Genomic DNA, 18588 nt, shown 5'->3' with positions numbered 1-18588 from the left:
AAAATTAAGTACAGTTAAATTTTATTTAATACTAAATTTAATAGCGGATTCAGACAGATCTATTGTATAAGTCGTATTTTCAAGGGGTCTCTTGGTCATTCCCTGATCGGTTGAATAAATAATTAAGCAAAGTTTGCTGCCAACAGGCATTGTGTAGTATGTTGGCTGCAGCTTAAATTGTAAGTCGTAAAATTCACCGACTTTAATACTACTTGGCTTTTTCATATCCGCGTAATTTTGCAAATTCATATGAGCCTTGGTAATTAATTTAGCATGAGTCAGCTTATCTGGCATAAATTCTTGCAGGGAGTCTAATTGAAAATGAAAGCCTAATTCTTGGCCTCCTGGCATTAAGATTCTGGGAGTAGCTGTCAACCGTTTACGATCGCCGATTTCGACTAAAGCTACAGAAATTTGACCTCTGTTAAGACTGGATGCTACCCGCATTCTTATTTCTGGTCGACCAACTATTGTTACTGGATGAATAAATTCATCGGTCGTGAAGCGCAAACTTGCTTGAGCCCATTTCTTGTTGCCACAAATAAACTGGTATTGCCAGTCATTTTCAGAAATTTTGGCTTTTTTAAATTCGGTTCCGCCTACATCTGTGAAGGAAACTTTCTTTTCGCTACTTGTGTCCGTTGCTAATTCATTGTCATCAGCTGGGAAATAAACTGTTTCTTTTCCGCTATCATTGCTCCAATCCTCTTCTTCATGCCACTTATCTGCTTTTAGATTATCCTGAACTAAGACAGTTGGCCATTGCTGATATGCGTTGTTTTCAAGACCTAATAGTTCATGAACCAGCCACAAATTCATCAGGTCGGTAAAATCAATTGAAACTAAATTGTTCATGTTATAGTGGGGACCTTGATGCAAGAAAAGATGATGTTCTACAGGAAGATTTTTGACTTTTTGCCAAATTTTGTAAACATTTTTCGGCTTGACATTCCAATCATTGAGACCGTGGACACTAATCCAGGAACACTTAATATTATTGGTATGATGACGATAATTGCGTTTTTCCCAGAAATCAGAATACTGGCCGGTTTTACGATCAGCTTTGTCTAATAAAATCTTTTGCATTGCGTCAAATTTAGGTTTGATCTTTAAGTAGTCTCCTGCATCCCATAAGTTGGACTGACAAGTTTCTGCCAGCATGTCTAGGTCTTCTCCTTGACATTCTTCTGGCGCTATTACTAATCCATGCTCACGGTAATAATCATACCAGGAAGAAATGGCAGCTTCAGAAATAACCGTTTTTAAGCCGGCAACACCAGTAGTTGCAATAGCTATTTGCAAGGTTCCTAAATAAGACCGTCCTGTCATCCCAATCTTTTTGTTGCACCAAGTAGCTTTAGTCTCGTGCTGGCGAGATCTATCAGTGTAGGCGATTCTGTCTCCATGTAACCATTCTATTATTTCTTTTGCGCTTTCGGTTTCTTCTGGTGCGCCGGTAATTCTGAGGCCATCACTACCGCGGGTACCAATAGCGCCAGCAAAGACGCTGGCGAAGCCGCGAGCTAACATATATTCGTTTAAGCCATAGGAAGATTTACCAACGGCTTGTTCGACCGGCTTATATGACACAGTATCATCAGTGTTTGGTTTTTGAGCTTTAACAATAGCAGCAGCTTGATATTGCGGATTTTCCCATTCAGTCGCATCACTTAAATTCTCGTCAACGTTATGGTTACGCTTTTCATTATCAATGATACCGCCAAAATAGGGACTAGCTGTATATAATGCTGGTACCGGCATATTTTCACTTTCAACTGGTCGAAAAATGGTTGTTTGCAGGAGATCGCTCTTGCCGTCGCCATCAGTGTCAAGGTCACTTTCAACGTAAACTACTTCTCTGATTATTTTGCTGGTATCAAAAACTGGCATACTTTTGCCATTAAAATAGAGAAACTTATTTTTGGTAAATTGGCTTTTGCGGTTATAAAAATAGCCTTCACCCGCCATCACATCAATTAAAAGCTGTCCGTTTTTAGCACGAGTATTTAATAAACGATAAAAGGCGCGGATGAGTGCTTGCTGATCATTAATATCTGCAATATAGGGCAACGCCTGCTTTTTCATGAATTTTAGAGGATCTGCCAGTTGATAATCGTACCCAACGTGGTACCCTAAAAGTTGCAAGGCGACGTTATAGAATTGGTGAGACAATATTTTTACTGGATTGCCGTCTAAAAATTGCTTGAGTGTTTGTGTTTCTGATACAGCAAACTCGGCTAATTTTGCCTTTCGTGCACTTGCATCATTGGGGTCGACTACTGCCACTGCATTTGCTGTGAGTTCAGCTAGCAGATCAGCAAAAGAAAGCTTTTCATAATCGGCTGGTAAAAATTTAATTTGTTGCAATTCTTTAACTTCTGTTTGGTAATCAGTTTTGACATAAGCGTATTGATTGTATTTCATAAAATTCTCCTTTTTGTATTATTTTACCTGTTCTTAAGATCAATAGAAAGCCAGTTATTAAATAAAAGAAAGAAGGTTTTAAAAAATCTTCTTTCTTTAGATATGCTATAGCCAAACTTCTTGGTAGGTTTTTTCATTAAAACCGCAGGTCAGTTTTTCACCTTCAACCACCAATGGTCGTTTAATCAATTTACCATTTTTGGACATCATATCTGCTGCTGCGGCAATTGACATATCAGCTACCTGATCTTTGAGATGCAGTTTGCGGTAGTCTTGTCCGTGAGTGTTGAAAAAGTACTTTAACCCGCGATCCTGATGTTGGGTAAGCCAATTGATTAAGTCAGCTTTCTCGGGTGGTTGCTCTACCAAATCCTGAAAGTCAAATTTAACATTGTGCTCTGTTAACCATTTTTGAGCTGCTCTTGAAGTTGAGCAGCGCTTATAACCGTAAAATTTTATCATTTTCATGCTCTCCTTTGCTTAAATTATAGCAATGATAGCAAGCAAAAATACAATAATAAAAACATTTTTATAATTTAGGATGTATTATGTTAAACTCAGTGTATAGTTTTGAAATAAAATTTGGGAGTTGCAATTTTGCAAGAAATATTTGTTTATATTTATAATATTGCCTTTTTAGTTCTTTATTTATGGGTAATAAATGTTTCAGAATATGCTTATAAAACCACTAATAATAGTATTTTTTACTATGTGGGCCTGCTTTATGTAACGTTAATAATTGACAGCACGATAGCATTTTCATCAGATTTGCTGAAAGTCACTAATAGTAATTACCAGATTGATACCAGAGCGTTTTATTTAATTAGAATTTTGGCATTTATAATAGGTGGAATTTGTTATGTTAAACTGATGTCCAGCATGATAAATAAGAAACCCAAAATTTTATACTATCTCCCTATTTTTGCCGTCTCCTTGTTAAATGTCGCTTTTGTGTTAAATTCTTATAATGAACAAAATGTGGGAGTACTCCAAAGGAGTACCCAGGATGCTAGTATTTTATTTCTTTGCATAATTTATTTTTGTAACACTTTTAAATCAGATGCTAAAGGAAAAAATAGTAAGAAAAAATATTACGATCGTGCTGTAATATTAACTACTATTTTTATGACGTTGTCATGCTTAGAAGGAATCTTATTTTTGCTTTTGAATGATTTAAATCAAAATAGTTTTGTCATTTTAACCAGTTATATGAGAGTTATCGGTTTTAATGAAGATCTTTTTTCAATTATCCTGTCTTTATTAATTATTTGGTTTGCTAAAAAGGAAGAAGAAGAGGCAAATAAAAATAACTTAGAAATTTTAGTGCAGCAAAAAATGAATCAATATCAATCTATGCTTCACGAAAAGGAAAATGCCAGCGAAGAAAGTCAAGTTGTTGAATTCTGTAATTATTACAATATGACAAAAAGAGAATCAGAAATATTAAGACTAGTTTTAAAGGGAAAGAAGAATCAGGAAATAGCTGATGAATTGTATATTTCTGTAGGAACTGTGAAAACACATATTTACAGCATTTATAAAAAATTAGCTGTTGATCGCCGCAGTCAGCTAATGCATGTTTTTATGGAATATAAAGAAAAATAAGCTAAAACTAATTGGCTAAATCTCAAGTTCAAGCATAGAGACTGGAAAATCATGTTACTGGTGAGTGATTTTTCAGTCTTTTTCAGTTTTGCCAATATTTTATAGCACCGTTTTTTAGAGTTTTGGCATCTACTACTAAAGTTTAGTTTTTAAAATTGCTTAGTTGCAGCACATTTTATGCTTAAAATACAACGAAAGTTGATTGCATCATTACTCTTTTTTGCTTAATTTGATCTATGAATTTAATCCATAAATGGATCAAAAAGAAAAGGAGAAAAAGTTATGGAGAAACAAAAATTGCCTGCTTATCGCTGGGTGATTCTAACGATTGTTAGTTTGTTGTGTTTTATTGCTAATTATATTCAGTTTCAGGTTTCAGCGTTGGCCACGGTTATTATGCCTCAATTACATATTACGACTGCTGAGTTTTCGGCTCTTTTAATGGCCCCAATGCTCGTAGCCGTTGTGCTCAGTATTCCGGCTGGTTCTTTAGGAGATAAATTTGGCTCTAAAAAGGTAATATCTGTGGGTTGCATTTTATCCATCATAGGTGCATTTGGCCGGTTTATTGCATCTAATTTTGCCATGATGATGATAATGCTCTTATTATGCGGTATTTTTATTTCACTTTTAAATGCCAACTTAATTAAAGTTTTGGGTACCTGGTTTAAGCAAGATACGGATGCTGCCATGGGTGTATTCTACGCAGCTTCATGCTTGGGAATAACTTTGGCTCAAATCACTAGTTCATGGTTTCCGTCTGTTAATGCTGCTTACATGTTTTCATCTGTTTCATTATTAGTCTTAACTATTTGCTGGATAGTTTTTGTTCGTGATACTCCTAAAGGCGAATCATTGCCGCCAGCAGAACCGACAATGAAATATTTAAAAGTTGCTATTAAAAGTAAAAATACCTGGATTGTCTCAATTTGTGCTGGCTTAGGAATCGCCTCAACAACTGCTTATGCTGGCTTTTTACCGCAGGCGCTTAATTTAGGTCAACATATTAATAATGCGACAGCCGGAATTATGTCTTCTGTAGTTACTGTCGGTAGTTTCTTTGGCTCTTTAATTGGTCCAGCTTGGTGCAACAAGCTTGGTCGTTATAAGATGTTTTTGACCGTAACGACATTAATTGGTGCGATCGTAATGTACTTTACCTGGTATACACCAGCTGGGTTCTTTTTATGGGCCATGTTAGTAATTAATGGCTTCTTTACTGCAATTAGTGGACCAATAGTTCAAGCTATGCCAATACAATTTCCAGAAATAGGAGAGAAATATTCTGGTAGTGCTGGCGGAATAGTTGGTACAGTTTCAATGCTGATATCATATTTTATTCCAATTATTGTGTCCAAGATTGCTGGAAACGACTACGCTAAAAATCTGGGGATTGAGTCATTAATTTTTGGATTATCGATACTATGTATATTGGCGTTGCCTGAAGTTGGTAGTAAAGCAAAAAATAAATAGAAAGGCAAGAAAAAATGGAAAAAGCAGATTTCGTTTTAAAAGGATCAGCTATTTTTACTGGTGCTGGTGATAAGCCAATATCTGGTTGCGTTTTAATCAAGGGAAATCGCATCTTGAAGATCGTGCCGTTAGATAGAATGACTGGTTATATTGATGAAAAAACCACCGTGATTAATTGTGGTGATCATTTGATTATGCCCGGCTTTAACGATTCTCATATGCACATTTCGCTAGGTTCTGTTCAAAATGATCCGGACTTTTGCATTCAAATGATGAATTGTAAGAGTGAGGAAGAATGTGTACAAATGGTTAAATCATTTGCTGATTCGCATCCTGATAATCCATGGATATATGGTACAGGTTGGTATGCAGAAGTTTGGGATAATCCTCATACTCCCTCAAAAGAATCACTAGATGCTTTAAATTTAGACCGTCCAGTATGTTTAAATTCATTTGACCTTCACTCCGTCTGGTGCAATTCTATAGCTCTAGAGAAGATTGGTATTAAAAAAGATACGCCTAATCCTCAAGGTGGAATTTATGGTCATGACAAGAAAGGTGAACTAAATGGTATTCTATACGAACCACCAGCAACAAAAGCCATGATGGACGAAGTTTTAAATGTGCCGACACTGAAACAATCTTTGTTGAAATGTCTGAAGCATTTTCGTGAATTAGGTATTACCTCAGTCGCTGATGTCTATCCTTCAGGACTAACAAATGACAATATCCCGGAAATATTTGATGAATTAGAGCAATCTGGAGAATTAACTACCAGAATTACATCATTTCCATCCTTGACAGATATTGCTGGTGCGAAAGAACTGAAGAGAAAGTACCATACTAATAAGCATAGAGTCGCAGGATTAAAACAAGTTCTTGACGGTGTAGTTGAAGCTCATACTGCCTTTTTGAGTAAAGAATATGATAATGATCCTGGAAAATTTGGTGATACGTCTTTAACTCAGGATGAGCTCAACAAATATGTTCTAGCAGCCCAAAAGGAAGGCTTTCCTGTCAAAATACATACTATTGGTGATCAGGCAAGTACAATGGCCCTTAATGCATATGAATATGCAAAAAGTAAAATTGGCAAGTTAACTTTGCACAATTCATTAGAACATATTGATATGATTAGACAAGATGATATCGCCAGATTAAAGAGTCTAAACGTGATGTGTGCAGTTCAACCACAACATTGTATAGGAGACTATATGAGTGGAGGATATTTGCCATGTATTGGTAAAGAGAGATTGTCTCACACGTGGCCATACCGTGAAATACTTGATGCGGGAAGCCATTTGGCTTTTGGTTCAGACTTTCCAGCTGTATACTCTGTAAATCCAATTTGGACAATTTATGCGGCTGTAACGCGTTGTGAACCAAATGAAGGTAAGCCAGATGGAGGTTATTTCCCAGAACATGCAATTACTTTAACTGAAGCTTTGCAGGCTCATACCAAGTGGTCGGCCTATGCTGAATCTTTTGAAAATGAACTGGGAACTTTGGAACCCGGCAAATTGGCTGATGTCATCGTATTAGATAGAAATTTATTTGACATTGATCCGCAAGAAATTCGCTTTGCTAAAGTTAACCTAACATTTTCTGATGGCAAGCTGGTTTATAAGCGCGATAAGTAAATTAAAACTAAAAAACTGATAGTTACCGATCATGATTGATAACTATCAGTTTTTGTTTGTTTTGAAATTAATTGAAATCTAGTTCAAAGTCTTTACTTGTAAAAAGATGTACTTTGCTATTAAAGAGGTAGTTCATCAATATGCCCAATGCAATTGGCAAAAAGAAGAAAAGAATCGCGATTAAAAGAATATTGAACAAATTTGCGGACCGATTAGCCATTGCCGCTATGGGACCGATTAAACCAGAAAAACCAAAGCCCGCACTCATTGGTGTTCCCTGAATTTGAAAGACTGCTCCTAAACCACCCATGATACCGGCATTAATTAAAAGTGGAATAAGTAATTTAGGATTAGTCATTAAATTAGCCATTTGCATTTTAGGAGAACCCAAGAAGTGAGCAATTGATGTCCCGAAATTATTGGATTTCCATCCAAAAACTGCTAATGCAAAGGAAACGGCAGTAATACCGAGATTAGCAGAGCCAGAAGCAATACCGGAAATGCTGATTGCTGTGGCGATACCGACTGAAGAAATCGGAGAAACAATAAGTAGACCGAATACTATTCCCATCAGCATGCCCATAATAATTGGCTGCAAGTCTGTGAGTTTTTGGACTCCTAAACCGATTAAACTGGTGAGTTGACCAACAGGTATGCGCGTCAGACAGCCGATTCCACCTGCTATTAGTAAAACTAAAAGGGGAACCAGTAAAATCGTGTATGCCTTTAATTTTTTACCAAAAAACAATACTAGTCCGTAAGCAATCATAATCGTAATCGCGGTATTAATAACATCACCACTGCCTGTTACAGTGACTTTACCATTATTCATCATGAAATTACCAGCGCCTGCTGTTGCCGCTAAAGCGATGGATGAAGTTTGAATAGGTGTCAATTTACCAGTCATGCCGACGCATACTGCACTAATTGCTGGTAACAACGCTGAAGCAAAGGTAGTTAAGGCTAAGATAAAACTTAGTTGTGGCATACTGGGTAAAAGAGCTTTTACCAGCTGGTTAATTAGGGCTCCCGGAATTAAGGCTACAACTATACCAGTTGATAAGCCGTTTAGGGTATCTAGCGTAATCTTTTTCAAAGTATTCATTTTACTCTCCTAAATAAAAACTCACACAGATGACGACAACTGTGTGAGTCTTCAGAGAAGAAAGTACTTAAGTCTTTGAACACACAATTGTCATGAAGATTGAACTGTGTGTCTAAGACAATGACAAACTAGGCACTCAGATCAAATAGCTGAAGTACCAGAAATAATATTTAACTTGCGGTTGATTAATTTTTTTAATTGCCGTCATAATCTTTACCTCTCATAAATATTTAAGCAATATCATAACTTAATAATAAATAAAAAGCAAGTCCTAATTTAATTTAATTTTAAAAAGTTGATACAGCAATTACTTAAGCAATTTAAAATTATCCTGCTTAAGTAATACAAGTAAGTTTATATTAAAATACTAAATCAACTTGATATTATATTTTTAATATTACTAGAGCTAGAAAACTAAAAAATTAAAAATAAATGCTTTGAATAACTCTTTAGTAACGACTAGAATATTCTCAAGTAAAATATAAATTTATTCTATTGTAAAAGAAAGAAGTGTTTATTATCACACTGTTTATTAACTGTATCAGTTTTTTGGGTGACTGGTTGCTATTCGCTTTTCCTCTATATCAGGGATTAATGGAGCTTTATGACTATGAATGGTTTTTAAAAGAATTTAATCAGTCAAGCAAAGCACAGCCTAAAATTTCTCCTCTTTACTGGATTATACCGATTGTCAAAATATACCTAGAAAAGAGACGAGCAGTCAAAATTCTAGGCAGTATTATCAAAAATGAATCGGATTTACGGACAGCTATGAGTTTTATTGACAAAGCAACTGCATGGTATTTTGTTTCTCTTGGTGGCTGGTTAAAGATGGTATCTTCTTTATATGAATTTATCGGAGAACTTCATGAAGACAGTATATTGCTGCTAGTTGGCGGAACCATAGTCTTGACATTTTTAGGAATCTTTTCAGGTTACTACCGCTTGAATCCTAAACGGCAAAGGGTTCTGATATCAAAAATCAAGAAGAATTAATGGCAAGCTGGTTAAATTATAGAAGAGATTCTGTTTTTGATTAAAATGACTTATTATTTAAAAGAGTCTGGGAAAAACTAGTTCTCAGACCACGAAAAAAGAACGATGATTTCATCGTTCTTTTTTATACTTTTAGCTTCTGCCTTGATATTATTAAATCGCCACAAAATAAAAATAAAAAGAAGATGTAAAAACGCACAACTGGGTAACACATAATTTGGGGAATACAGATCACAGCGATCCTTACGACTATTTGTCAAGTTTTGCTAGCTACGGCAGCTTGGACAGATGTCTCCTCTTAGGTCTCTACAATAAAAATATCTAACAGCTTGAATGGTATTTTTTGCTTCTTTTGAAACTTATTACCACATTTGCAACTCTATATTTTCCAATAGTTGACATGTATCAATATGTTATTGATGAAATAAAAAAGAGCAAAAAATTTGAAAAAGAAAAAATGAAATTTGATCATTGTAATTATTTTTAATTTTTTAAATAAAAAACTCCCAAATGGGAGCTATAAAGTAAAAGAAGTTTGAAAGTAACTTCTAAATTAATATTAACTTTTTTTAGAAAAAATTGCAAAACATTATTTGCGATGCACTCTAAAGAATGTATTACATAATATGTAAGGAGGTGAGAGACATGAAGAAAAAAAGAGAAAATAAAAAGCTACTATCGAGCTTCACTTCAAAATAAATCTCGGGATAATAGCTTTTGAAATCATCTATAAAAGATGAAAAAAAAAGATGAAAAACAGGGAAAAGGCTTCTCTTCTTTGTTTTTTATAAAAACATTATATTATAGAAAAGTATCTGTTACAATGAATAAAATTTATAACTTTGAAACTAAAAAAAGGAAATTTGACAAATAAAACAAAGATTGACTTAAGACTCAAAACATTCTGTAAAACAATATTAGTTACAGTTATGGTAATTGTTTTAATTTTAGGAGTGATCAAATGGCTAAACTAACTGAGGCTCAAAAGCGAGCAAATAAAAAGTGGAATGATGCGCATAAAAAAAGAATGAATTATATTAGGAGAAGATCAGATTCTAAAAATTTCATTCTTAAATATGCAGATGAAGAAGATTTAGACAAAACATTAGAATACATCAAGATAAGAAGAGAAGAGTTAAAACAGAATAATTGATCACTTTTTTACATTTGGAGATCTTAAAAATGCCATAATGTATATTTATAAAAGAAATAGAAAAATAGCTCTAGCTTAATTGCTAGGGCTATTTCTATGTTAGCCAACTTTAAACTTAATAATAATCAATAAAAATAAAATTGTTGATATAACGGGATTTATAATTATTAAAAATCAATAAAAACCATTTAGAATGATCCGGGTGAGATTCGAACCCACGACCCACGGTTTAGAAGACCGTTGCTCTATCCAGCTGAGCTACCAGACCGTCAGTTTTGCGTATTCCTGCGCAAGAACAGTAACTATTATAGAGAAAAATTTTTGTAATTGCAACCAGAAATTGCGATTTTGTTTAAATAATTTTAAAGCAAGATTGATGTTGGCAAAGAAGAGATTATAAGATTAATATGTTAATTGTAGTTTGTAATCGGTATAATTAAAATAATTATTTTAAATGATTGGAAAAATTATGAAACATAAATTACTAAAATTTATCTGTCTCTTAGGCATGCTTCTAGTTAGCTTAAGCCCTGTACAAAAAGTAAAAGCCGATGTTGATTATGATATTGCTAAAAATATCACAAGTGCCAAAGTTAATCCTGATGGTTCTTTGTCGATGAAAAGGGCAATTACCTACCAATTCAATAGTCGAGCACATGGCGTTTATTACCGGCAAGCTTTAAATTCAAATCAAAAAATTGAAGACGTAAAAGTACAGGTAAAAAATGAAAATCAAAAGAGACAAACAGTTAATAACTATGTTCTTAAAAAAATGAAACGTGGATATCGCTTTAAAGTGTTTTATCCTATAAAAAATCACAGCCATTTTACTGTGACGTATTTTTATCGCATAACCAACGCCATTACTAATTATCGCGACATTGCTGAACTTAATTTTAAGATTATTGGTAATGGTTGGGACACTGACTTAGACTATGTCAAGGCCAGCGTTATTTTCCCTGGACCAGTTAGAGGACTGAAAGCCTGGGCCCACGGACCACTTGATGGCTACCTTAAAGTTAATCCGAAAAAAGGAAAAATTGTTATGATAGCTGAGAATCTTGCTGGCGACACCGGTATCGAAGTTCATACTATTTTCCCTGTGAGTATCACAGCCAAAAATAAAAATGTTAAAAACAAGAATCACCGCCAAGCAGTTATCAAGCAAGAGAAAGAATTAGCTCAAGCAACTATTAGAAATAGGCAGAAAAAAGAAAGAAGAAGTATTTGGCTAATAGCATTAGGTTTGATTGTCGGACTACTGGGAATTATTAAAGGCTTCAGGACAAAAGCAGCTGGTTTGAAGCCGCGCAAGAGTCGCGAATTAGCTCATAATTATGAAATACCTGATGTAGATCCAGTATTAGCGCAAATTTTGGATACTGCTAAAAAGCCCGATAATAAGGCCTTTACGGCATATTTAATTAGCTTAGCGGCTAAGAAAAAGATCAAGATAGAAGATTTTAAGGTTCATCGTAAAACTTATTACCAGATAACATTGCTAGACAAAGGTATTCTTGATAATGATATTTTAATCAAAACTCTATTCAATAGCGTTGGTGATGGTAACCAATTCACGACGCAAGAGTTGAAAAAGTACCATGGTAAAAAGCTTGGAAACTCTTTTGATACCTGGGCAACTAATTATTTTGACAGTAAAGAAAAACAAATATATTTACCTGATACGTTGACCAATAGTCGGGCTAAAGTTATCGGTATTATTATTTTGACGATGGCAGTGAGCTTTGCGTCTGCGGTAATTGCATTAACAAGTTCTTTAAAATATCTTTTGATAATAGTTATAGGTGAAGCTTTAATTCTGCTATTGAGTCTTCTTGCTTTAGTTTATAGTAATAAAAAGATTGGCATATACTCTGAAAAAGGCAAAAATGAAACTGAAAAAATACGCGGTTTCAAGAAAATGCTAAGAGATATCGGCAAGTTTAAAATGAAAGATGTCGGTGATCTCATACTATGGGAAGATATTATGCCTTATGCCGTTTCTTTCGGTTTAGCAGACAAAGTCATGAAAGAAATGAAAATCGAATTCAGTGAGGAAGAGATTCAAAACAGTAATTACTTCTATTATGGTTTTATATCAAACACGGGAAAAGACAGTTTTTCTTCCAACTTTGATTCTTGTTTTAGTGACGGTATATCTTCTGGCTCTAGCAGTTTCTCCAGTGGTTCATCCGGCGGTTTTGGTGGAGGCTCTGGTGGAGGGGCTTTCTAGTTTAATTATTTGACTTAAAACCTGGCCTGAAGTTTGGCTTTTGTCTTTGCTATAATTAAGTAAATTTCTAAAAAGATAGGTAAAATGATGTTCGATTATCGCAATAATTTAAAAAGAATTCTTAATCAGACGGCGGGAGATGATAAGAGCTTAAAGAATGGGATAGCAGCAATTAAATTAATTTTGGGCATGACTGATGAGCAGACTGCAACAGTAACAGCTAAAAATAATATCGAAGTTGATCTAGAGCAACTTAATTTGCTCTTAACCAGCTTAGCCCGGTTAATTAAAAATCCTGGAGATATTGCCAGTAAGAACACAGCACTTTCGGCAATTCAAAAACTAACGCTTGCTCCAAATATTAATAAAAAATATCGCCAAAATTTAGTCAACCTAAAGCAAGCAATTAATCTGCTGCAAACGCCTAAGGATATGATTGATAAAAAAGTTTTTGAAGAAGCACTTGAAATTCCCCAAAAGAGTAAGAGAGATTATCGAAAGGGCAAACGCTATACAGTAATTCGTTTACTGTCAGGCTGTGATTTAGTTAACGACAGCAACAGAAGAGTGTACACCATGAAAGAGTCTCAAATTCATTCTTTAAACTTAAAAAGTGGTGATATAGTAGAGGCCGTTCCAGAAGATAAAGATTCACATTATGAAGCAACAATTTTACGCGTTGTTGGTTTCCGTGAACTGCCGTCTATGGAAGTTGATTCAATCTCAACATTTAAATATGCGGTAGTGCAAGGACGTGCAGGCCATTTATCTATTACCCGCAATGCACAAGGAAAAAAATTGCGTGTTAATGGGAAGGCGGTTCTTTTTCCCGTTGATTCGAGTAAGTATTGGGATGAAAGTATTAGATTAGTTGACGGTTCAATTGTTGATTTGGCATGGTATGACGGCGATGTTCGTTTGAAAAAAAGCCCGGAAGAGGCAATTCAAATTCGCTGGATTTATGAGCTTGAGCAACCGCAGAAGCCTAGTCCGGCTAAAAAGAAAAAAAGTACTACTGCAGAAAAAGATGATAACTTAACTAAACTGGCATTGGATTTACATTATCAACGAGTAGGCATTGCTATTGGCAATAACCAGAATGAGGCGATGTTGGAAGGGATAGTCAAAAGGTATAATGGTATACCTATCCCCATTGATGCTTTCCAAGGTAAGAAAAAAATCATGGAAAATCAGATCAAGGATTTGGATATTGTAATCCTGGTAACGGCATTTGCTGCCCATGACAGTACTTGGAATATCAGTGAATTTGCCAGTAAGTATCACATCAAATTTGCAGTTAGTTCAAGTAAAGGCTACCAAGCGTTTGAGCGAGCTTTATACCGTGCTGAAAAGGGTTTACCGGCATATGAAGGAAATCAGACAATCAATTATCAGGTTGCTGACTGATAGTCATAATGATTTTCTTTATAATTTCTTAATAATTTAAGAAATTAAGGTCAGCTTTGTGTTTTTGCTCATGCAATTTTACTGCAGGTTAAATAGGAAAGCCCATATTTCTTGCATGATTTGGCTCTTTTCCTGTACAATATTAAATAACAATTTTATGGAAGGAAGATGAGATGAAAACAAAAACGCAAAAGCATACCTGGCAATATTGGCTTTTTTTCTTAGCTGGTTTGGAAATAATTACAATATCAATAAATTTCTTTTATGCTCCTATTAATGTTGCTGCAGGTGGTTCTACAGGTATTTCAATATTGATTGATGCTGTTTGGGGAATTAACCGCTCTCTTTCGGTATTTGTGGTCAATGCTCTGATGCTTATTTTAGCTGCCGTTTTTTTAGGTAAAGAAACTTTAAAAAAGGTGGCTTTAGGCAGCCTTTTAGTACCTGTGTTAATGGCAATTACACCTAGTTTTAAACTGACTTCTAATAATATGCTTGCAGTTATCTATGGCGGGGTCTTAATGGGTGTTGGTGTTTCAATGCTATATCGCATTAACGCTTCATCTGGAGGAACTACCATTCCGCCTCTGATTATAAAAAAGTATTTTTATATTGATCCCGCATTATCATTAATGGTTATTGATATGTCTGTCATTTTTTTGAATATCTTTGTTGATGGTACTGAAGCTTTTCTGCTGGCCGCTTTTTCTCAGGTAATTACTACAATGACTATGCGTTATACAGAAACTGGGTTTGATAAAAAATATCAGGTGCGCATTATGAGTAACAATAAGTTAGAAAAAATTCGTCAAATGTTGCAGCAGGATTATGATGGGCTGACCGTTTACAATGTCGTAGGTGGTTATAGTGATCAGGATAAGCAACAGCTAGTGATTGTTGTTGATACTAACGAATATGGTCAGCTAGTTGCTAAAGCTCGTAAAATTGATAGTGAAGCATTTATCGTCACCGAAAACATTGCTAAAGTGCATGGTGGTAAATGGCAAATTTAAACCTTATTTAGCAGATAAAGAAGACATTTTTTATTGCTAATTGAACCTGATAGTAGTATGATGTAGTAGTTGTATTTGTGGGTTCCTCCACATCTGCAACCGCACATTTTGAGGTCATAAGTCTTGGTTAGAGCACCTCAATTGGCGAGTCTAAGTAATTTTTGGAGGGTAGTAAATGTACGCAATTATTAAAACCGGTGGAAAGCAATATAAAGTTGCTGAAGGCGATAGTGTTTTTGTTGAAAAGCTTGATGCTGCAGAAGGTAAAGAAGTTACTTTTGATGAAGTAGTTCTTACTTCAGACGGCAAGGACGTTAAAGTTGGTACACCGTTAGTTAAAGGTGCTAAAGTTGTTGCTAAGGTTGAAAAGCAAGGTAAGGAAAAAAAGGTTGTAACCTTTAAGTACAAGCCTAAAAAGCACTCACATTCAAAATATGGTCACCGTCAACCTTATACTAAGGTTACAGTTGAGAAAATTGAATTAAACTAGAGGTGAAATAATAATGAATATTTTAAATCTTAAATTATTTGCCCACCACAAGGGTGGAGGTTCTACTGCCAACGGACGTAATTCAGCAGGTCGTCGTTTAGGTGCTAAGGCTGCTGATGGTCAAACTATTCACGCTGGCTCAATCATTTATCGTCAACGTGGCACAAAGATTCACCCTGGTAAAAATGTTGGCCAAGGTGGAGATGACACTCTGTTTGCTTTGGTAAATGGTGTAGTTAAATTTGAGCGGAAAGACAAGTACAGAAAACAAGTTTCTGTTATTCCGGTTGAAGAAGAAGCTAAGTAATTTAGTTCTTAAACCAAAAGACGAAAAGCATATGCTTCTCGTCTTTTTTCTGTTTTATTTAAAAAAGTAATGATGTGATGGTATTGTATATCCCTTTGGGGTTAAAATTGAGGTAAAAGTTTGATATACAGGAGAATACAAGCATGACTGAACAAAATGATTTATTAACACTAATCAACAGGCGCATACAGAAAGTAACCGAACTAATTAAAGAGCGTGATGCCGATGGCTTGCTGATTTTTAATCAAGCTAATTACCGTTATCTTACTAATTTTACCGGTGAAGAAGCACAATTAATTTTAACTGCCAAAGGGGAGCGGATATTACTGTCGGACTCACGCTTTAATGACCAGATTAAGGCTGAAGCTCCAGGCGAAATTGACGTGGTAATGAAAACGAAAGATCAAGACGTTGAAATTACTAATCAATTGCAAAAAGCTAACTTGCAAAAAGTTTTAATCGAAGGGGAGTTCGTTTCAGCGGTTGAATTTACGAAATTGCAAAAACTAAACCCGCAAGTTGATTTTGAGATTTGTCAAGAATTAGTCGAACAAGTTCGCAATATCAAAGACTCCCTTGAATTAGAAACATTACGTACAGCCATTAACATTTCGATGGATAGTTTCAATGAAATTTTGCCTTTAATTAAACCGGGAGCTGTTGAAAGGAAAATAGGAGCTAAATTAGATTACTATTTCAAAGTCAATGGCGGTGATGGTCCTAGTTTTGATACCATTATTGCTTCAGGTGTACGTTCTGCCTGGGCTCACGGGGTTGCCAGTGACAAAATGATTGAAAATGGTGACATGGTTGTAATCGATTTTGGTGCATTTTATCACGGCTATGCGGCTGACATTACCAGGACTGTTGCGGTTGGCAAAGTTGACCAGGAAATGCATAAAATTTACAAAATCGTCCACGAAGCGCAAAGACGGGGCATTGAAGCTGCAGTTGCCGGCAACCACGGTTCTGATGTTGATCGAGCAGCCAGAAGCTATATTACTGAACAAGGATATGGCCAATATTTTGGCCACGGAATAGGTCATGGTATAGGACTTGAGATACATGAACTTTGTCAGCCGGCTCTGCCTTTTGGTAAACAAGAACTAATTAATAATATGGTTCATACAGTTGAACCAGGAATTTATTTGCCAAATAAGGGTGGTGTCAGGATCGAAGACGACATCTTAATCAACGATAACTGTCCTGAAACACTATCAACTTTACCTAAAGACGACTTAATTTCTTTGTAAAAGATAAATAATAATTATAGTAAAATCGCTTACTAATTGGTAAGATAATATTATGGAGATGAGGTACTCAATATGACAATGATTTCAGTTAATGAGTTTAAGAATGGTTTAACTATTAAGTATAATAATGACTTATGGCGAATTGTTGAATTTCAGCATGTTAAGCCAGGTAAAGGTAGCGCCTTTGTTCGTTCAAAGCTAAAGAGTTTGAACACTGGTGCAGTGCAGGAATACACTTTCCGCTCAACCGCTAAAGTTGAAACTGCAGAAATAGAGACCAAGGCTATGCAGTACTTGTATAATGATGGTTCAAGTTACGTCTTTATGGATACAACAACCTACGACCAGCTGGCAATTCCTAATGAACAAGTAACAGACGAAGCTAAATTCTTAAAGGAAAATATGAACGTCAGTGTAATTATGCATGATGGTAAAACATTAGGAATTCAATTACCGAACACTGTTGAATTGACGGTTACCAAAACAGAGCCTAATATTAAGGGAGATACCTCATCAGGTGGTGGTAAGCCCGCAACAATGGAAACGGGTCTTGTTGTTAACGTACCTTTCTTCATCAATGAAGGAGACGTTTTAGTAATTAATACGGTCGATGGTACATACGTATCTCGCGCAAATAAATAATTTTTCGAGGTAAAAAAATGGCAGATAGTTCAAAAATTGTCTTAGATGATAAAAATAACGGTGAAGAAATTGAAATTGATCCTAGTGTTCTTGAAGTTATTATGGGGATTGCTGCCGAAAAAGTGGATGGAGTTGCCGAAATGCACGGTAACGTCAAATCTGGAATTAATCGCGTATTAGGTAGAGAAAACCATGGCAAAGGCGTCTCTGTTAACATTGATGACGAACACAATTTAACTGCGGATGTCTACGTTAGCATTGAGGCAGGAAAAAATGTGCCTCAAATAGCAACGAACTTGCAGAAGTCTTTGAAACAACAGGTTTTACAGATGACAGATTTAACTCTTAGCGAAATTAACGTGCATGTTACCGGTCTAGAATTCCCAGATGAGGAAGAAGAGGATGGTAGTGGTACTTCACAACTGTTTTCTGACATAGATGAAAAGGGTAAAAATGAATCAACACGAAAGTCGTAGAGTCGCAATGCAGGCCGTTTATTTAGCAAACCAAGATCTTAAATATACGGCTAGTGAAGTTGAAGCCAAAACCGTTGCAATGCTTGATTTGAAAGAACTTCCTGCTTATTCTAAAGAAATAATTGAAGGAGTAATTGAAAAGCGGGATGAGTTAAAAGGTGAATTAGCCGGATTTTTAAAGAAAAACTGGCGGATTAACCGTATTAACCAAATTTCGCTGGCCATCTTGGAAGTTGCTCTGTATGAAATAAAATACAGTAAAGAAATTGAGCCAAAAGCTGCAGTTAATGAGGCTTTGAACTTGTGTGATGAGTTTGCTGATCCCAAAGATAAACCATTTATTAATGGTATGTTAGCAAACTTTATCTAAA

At 35.4% G+C, this 18588-nt stretch carries 17 protein-coding genes, 1 tRNA gene and 1 other annotated feature; of the genes, 14 read left to right on the top strand and 4 right to left on the bottom strand.

All coding sequences use genetic code 11. The features are described from left to right. Positions 1-21: 21 nt before the first annotated feature. Together F5ESL0260_RS05795 and F5ESL0260_RS05790 are read right to left on the bottom strand one after the other, a co-directional pair. Positions 22-2424: a Xaa-Pro dipeptidyl-peptidase gene (locus F5ESL0260_RS05795; RefSeq protein ID WP_122026217.1), complete on the bottom strand. Its 2403-nt coding sequence runs from the start codon at positions 2422-2424 to the stop codon at positions 22-24. 105 nt (positions 2425-2529) lie between these two features. Then, the gene (locus F5ESL0260_RS05790; protein ID WP_110446250.1) at positions 2530-2886 is read right to left on the bottom strand and encodes an arsenate reductase family protein; all 357 of its coding nucleotides are present in this window, start codon (positions 2884-2886) and stop codon (positions 2530-2532) included. 135 nt (positions 2887-3021) lie between these two features. Between F5ESL0260_RS05790 and F5ESL0260_RS05785 the strand changes: the two genes are divergently transcribed. The 3 genes from F5ESL0260_RS05785 to F5ESL0260_RS05775 all read left to right on the top strand — a co-directional run bounded on the left by F5ESL0260_RS05785 (position 3022) and on the right by F5ESL0260_RS05775 (position 7142). Next, entirely contained in the window at positions 3022-4029 is a 1008-nt protein-coding gene (locus F5ESL0260_RS05785) for a LuxR C-terminal-related transcriptional regulator (protein ID WP_122026216.1), read from the top strand. Positions 4030-4311: 282 nt separating this feature from the next. Further along, positions 4312-5502, top strand: a complete 1191-nt coding sequence (locus F5ESL0260_RS05780) for a nitrate/nitrite transporter (RefSeq protein WP_122026215.1) — start codon at positions 4312-4314, stop codon at positions 5500-5502. 14 nt (positions 5503-5516) lie between these two features. Next, positions 5517-7142, top strand: a complete 1626-nt coding sequence (locus tag F5ESL0260_RS05775; protein WP_122026214.1) for an amidohydrolase — start codon at positions 5517-5519, stop codon at positions 7140-7142. Positions 7143-7209: 67 nt separating this feature from the next. On the opposite strand, the gene F5ESL0260_RS05770 is transcribed toward F5ESL0260_RS05775, so the two are convergent. Beyond that, complete coding sequence (locus tag F5ESL0260_RS05770; protein ID WP_110446246.1) at positions 7210-8247, bottom strand: PTS transporter subunit IIC; 1038 nt, start codon at positions 8245-8247, stop codon at positions 7210-7212. Between the two features lie 510 nt (positions 8248-8757). On the opposite strand from F5ESL0260_RS05770, the gene F5ESL0260_RS05765 reads away from it, so the two are divergent. After that, on the top strand, positions 8758-9243 hold the full coding sequence (locus F5ESL0260_RS05765; RefSeq protein ID WP_052724654.1) for a hypothetical protein: 486 nt from the start codon (positions 8758-8760) through the stop codon (positions 9241-9243). A 961-nt stretch (positions 9244-10204) separates the two neighbouring features. After that, positions 10205-10396, top strand: coding sequence for a hypothetical protein (locus F5ESL0260_RS05760; RefSeq protein ID WP_109586450.1), 192 nt, complete (start codon positions 10205-10207; stop codon positions 10394-10396). Between the two features lie 194 nt (positions 10397-10590). Here F5ESL0260_RS05760 and F5ESL0260_RS05755 read toward each other — a convergent pair. Next, positions 10591-10664: transfer RNA gene (locus F5ESL0260_RS05755), tRNA-Arg, on the bottom strand. A gap of 201 nt (positions 10665-10865) precedes the next feature. On the opposite strand from F5ESL0260_RS05755, the gene F5ESL0260_RS05750 reads away from it, so the two are divergent. From F5ESL0260_RS05750 to nusB, 9 genes are all read left to right on the top strand, one after another. Further along, positions 10866-12629, top strand: a complete 1764-nt coding sequence (locus F5ESL0260_RS05750; RefSeq protein WP_122026212.1) for a DUF2207 domain-containing protein — start codon at positions 10866-10868, stop codon at positions 12627-12629. 87 nt (positions 12630-12716) lie between these two features. Then, positions 12717-14036, top strand: coding sequence for a DUF2325 domain-containing protein (locus F5ESL0260_RS05745; RefSeq protein ID WP_122026276.1), 1320 nt, complete (start codon positions 12717-12719; stop codon positions 14034-14036). A 173-nt stretch (positions 14037-14209) separates the two neighbouring features. After that, positions 14210-15049, top strand: a complete 840-nt coding sequence (locus F5ESL0260_RS05740; protein ID WP_046325076.1) for a YitT family protein — start codon at positions 14210-14212, stop codon at positions 15047-15049. 87 nt (positions 15050-15136) lie between these two features. Continuing rightward, positions 15137-15211: a sequence feature (ribosomal protein L21 leader region), on the top strand. A 13-nt stretch (positions 15212-15224) separates the two neighbouring features. Continuing rightward, the gene (gene rplU, locus F5ESL0260_RS05735; protein WP_046332289.1) at positions 15225-15539 is read left to right on the top strand and encodes a 50S ribosomal protein L21; all 315 of its coding nucleotides are present in this window, start codon (positions 15225-15227) and stop codon (positions 15537-15539) included. A gap of 13 nt (positions 15540-15552) precedes the next feature. Beyond that, positions 15553-15846, top strand: coding sequence for a 50S ribosomal protein L27 (rpmA, locus tag F5ESL0260_RS05730; protein WP_038523172.1), 294 nt, complete (start codon positions 15553-15555; stop codon positions 15844-15846). A 143-nt stretch (positions 15847-15989) separates the two neighbouring features. Then, positions 15990-17099 (top strand): Xaa-Pro peptidase family protein, encoded by a 1110-nt coding sequence (locus tag F5ESL0260_RS05725; RefSeq protein WP_110446242.1) that lies wholly within the window; start codon positions 15990-15992, stop codon positions 17097-17099. 72 nt (positions 17100-17171) lie between these two features. After that, positions 17172-17741 carry an elongation factor P gene (gene efp, locus F5ESL0260_RS05720; protein WP_046325073.1) on the top strand — a complete coding sequence of 190 codons (570 nt, stop codon included), beginning with the start codon at positions 17172-17174 and terminating at the stop codon, positions 17739-17741. Between the two features lie 17 nt (positions 17742-17758). Beyond that, positions 17759-18217, top strand: coding sequence for an Asp23/Gls24 family envelope stress response protein (locus tag F5ESL0260_RS05715; protein WP_046325072.1), 459 nt, complete (start codon positions 17759-17761; stop codon positions 18215-18217). Beyond that, positions 18195-18587, top strand: coding sequence for a transcription antitermination factor NusB (nusB, locus tag F5ESL0260_RS05710; protein WP_110446241.1), 393 nt, complete (start codon positions 18195-18197; stop codon positions 18585-18587). Before F5ESL0260_RS05715 ends, nusB begins: the two co-directional genes overlap by 23 nt. The last annotated feature ends 1 nt before the right edge of the window (position 18588 follow it).

Source organism: Lactobacillus sp. ESL0260, from assembly GCF_003692935.1.
Classification (GTDB): domain Bacteria; phylum Bacillota; class Bacilli; order Lactobacillales; family Lactobacillaceae; genus Lactobacillus; species Lactobacillus melliventris.
This window is presented reverse-complemented; position numbering and strand designations above follow the sequence as displayed.

Coding starts and splice junctions, on each gene's coding strand:
- F5ESL0260_RS05795 (WP_122026217.1), bottom strand. CDS start 2,424: ATGAAATACAATCAATACGCTTATGTCAAAACTGATTACCAAACAGAA.
- F5ESL0260_RS05790 (WP_110446250.1), bottom strand. CDS start 2,886: ATGATAAAATTTTACGGTTATAAGCGCTGCTCAACTTCAAGAGCAGCT.
- F5ESL0260_RS05780 (WP_122026215.1), top strand. CDS start 4,312: ATGGAGAAACAAAAATTGCCTGCTTATCGCTGGGTGATTCTAACGATT.
- F5ESL0260_RS05775 (WP_122026214.1), top strand. CDS start 5,517: ATGGAAAAAGCAGATTTCGTTTTAAAAGGATCAGCTATTTTTACTGGT.
- F5ESL0260_RS05770 (WP_110446246.1), bottom strand. CDS start 8,247: ATGAATACTTTGAAAAAGATTACGCTAGATACCCTAAACGGCTTATCA.
- F5ESL0260_RS05760 (WP_109586450.1), top strand. CDS start 10,205: ATGGCTAAACTAACTGAGGCTCAAAAGCGAGCAAATAAAAAGTGGAAT.
- F5ESL0260_RS05750 (WP_122026212.1), top strand. CDS start 10,866: ATGAAACATAAATTACTAAAATTTATCTGTCTCTTAGGCATGCTTCTA.
- F5ESL0260_RS05745 (WP_122026276.1), top strand. CDS start 12,717: ATGTTCGATTATCGCAATAATTTAAAAAGAATTCTTAATCAGACGGCG.
- F5ESL0260_RS05740 (WP_046325076.1), top strand. CDS start 14,210: ATGAAAACAAAAACGCAAAAGCATACCTGGCAATATTGGCTTTTTTTC.
- rplU (WP_046332289.1), top strand. CDS start 15,225: ATGTACGCAATTATTAAAACCGGTGGAAAGCAATATAAAGTTGCTGAA.
- rpmA (WP_038523172.1), top strand. CDS start 15,553: ATGAATATTTTAAATCTTAAATTATTTGCCCACCACAAGGGTGGAGGT.
- F5ESL0260_RS05725 (WP_110446242.1), top strand. CDS start 15,990: ATGACTGAACAAAATGATTTATTAACACTAATCAACAGGCGCATACAG.
- efp (WP_046325073.1), top strand. CDS start 17,172: ATGACAATGATTTCAGTTAATGAGTTTAAGAATGGTTTAACTATTAAG.
- F5ESL0260_RS05715 (WP_046325072.1), top strand. CDS start 17,759: ATGGCAGATAGTTCAAAAATTGTCTTAGATGATAAAAATAACGGTGAA.
- nusB (WP_110446241.1), top strand. CDS start 18,195: ATGAATCAACACGAAAGTCGTAGAGTCGCAATGCAGGCCGTTTATTTA.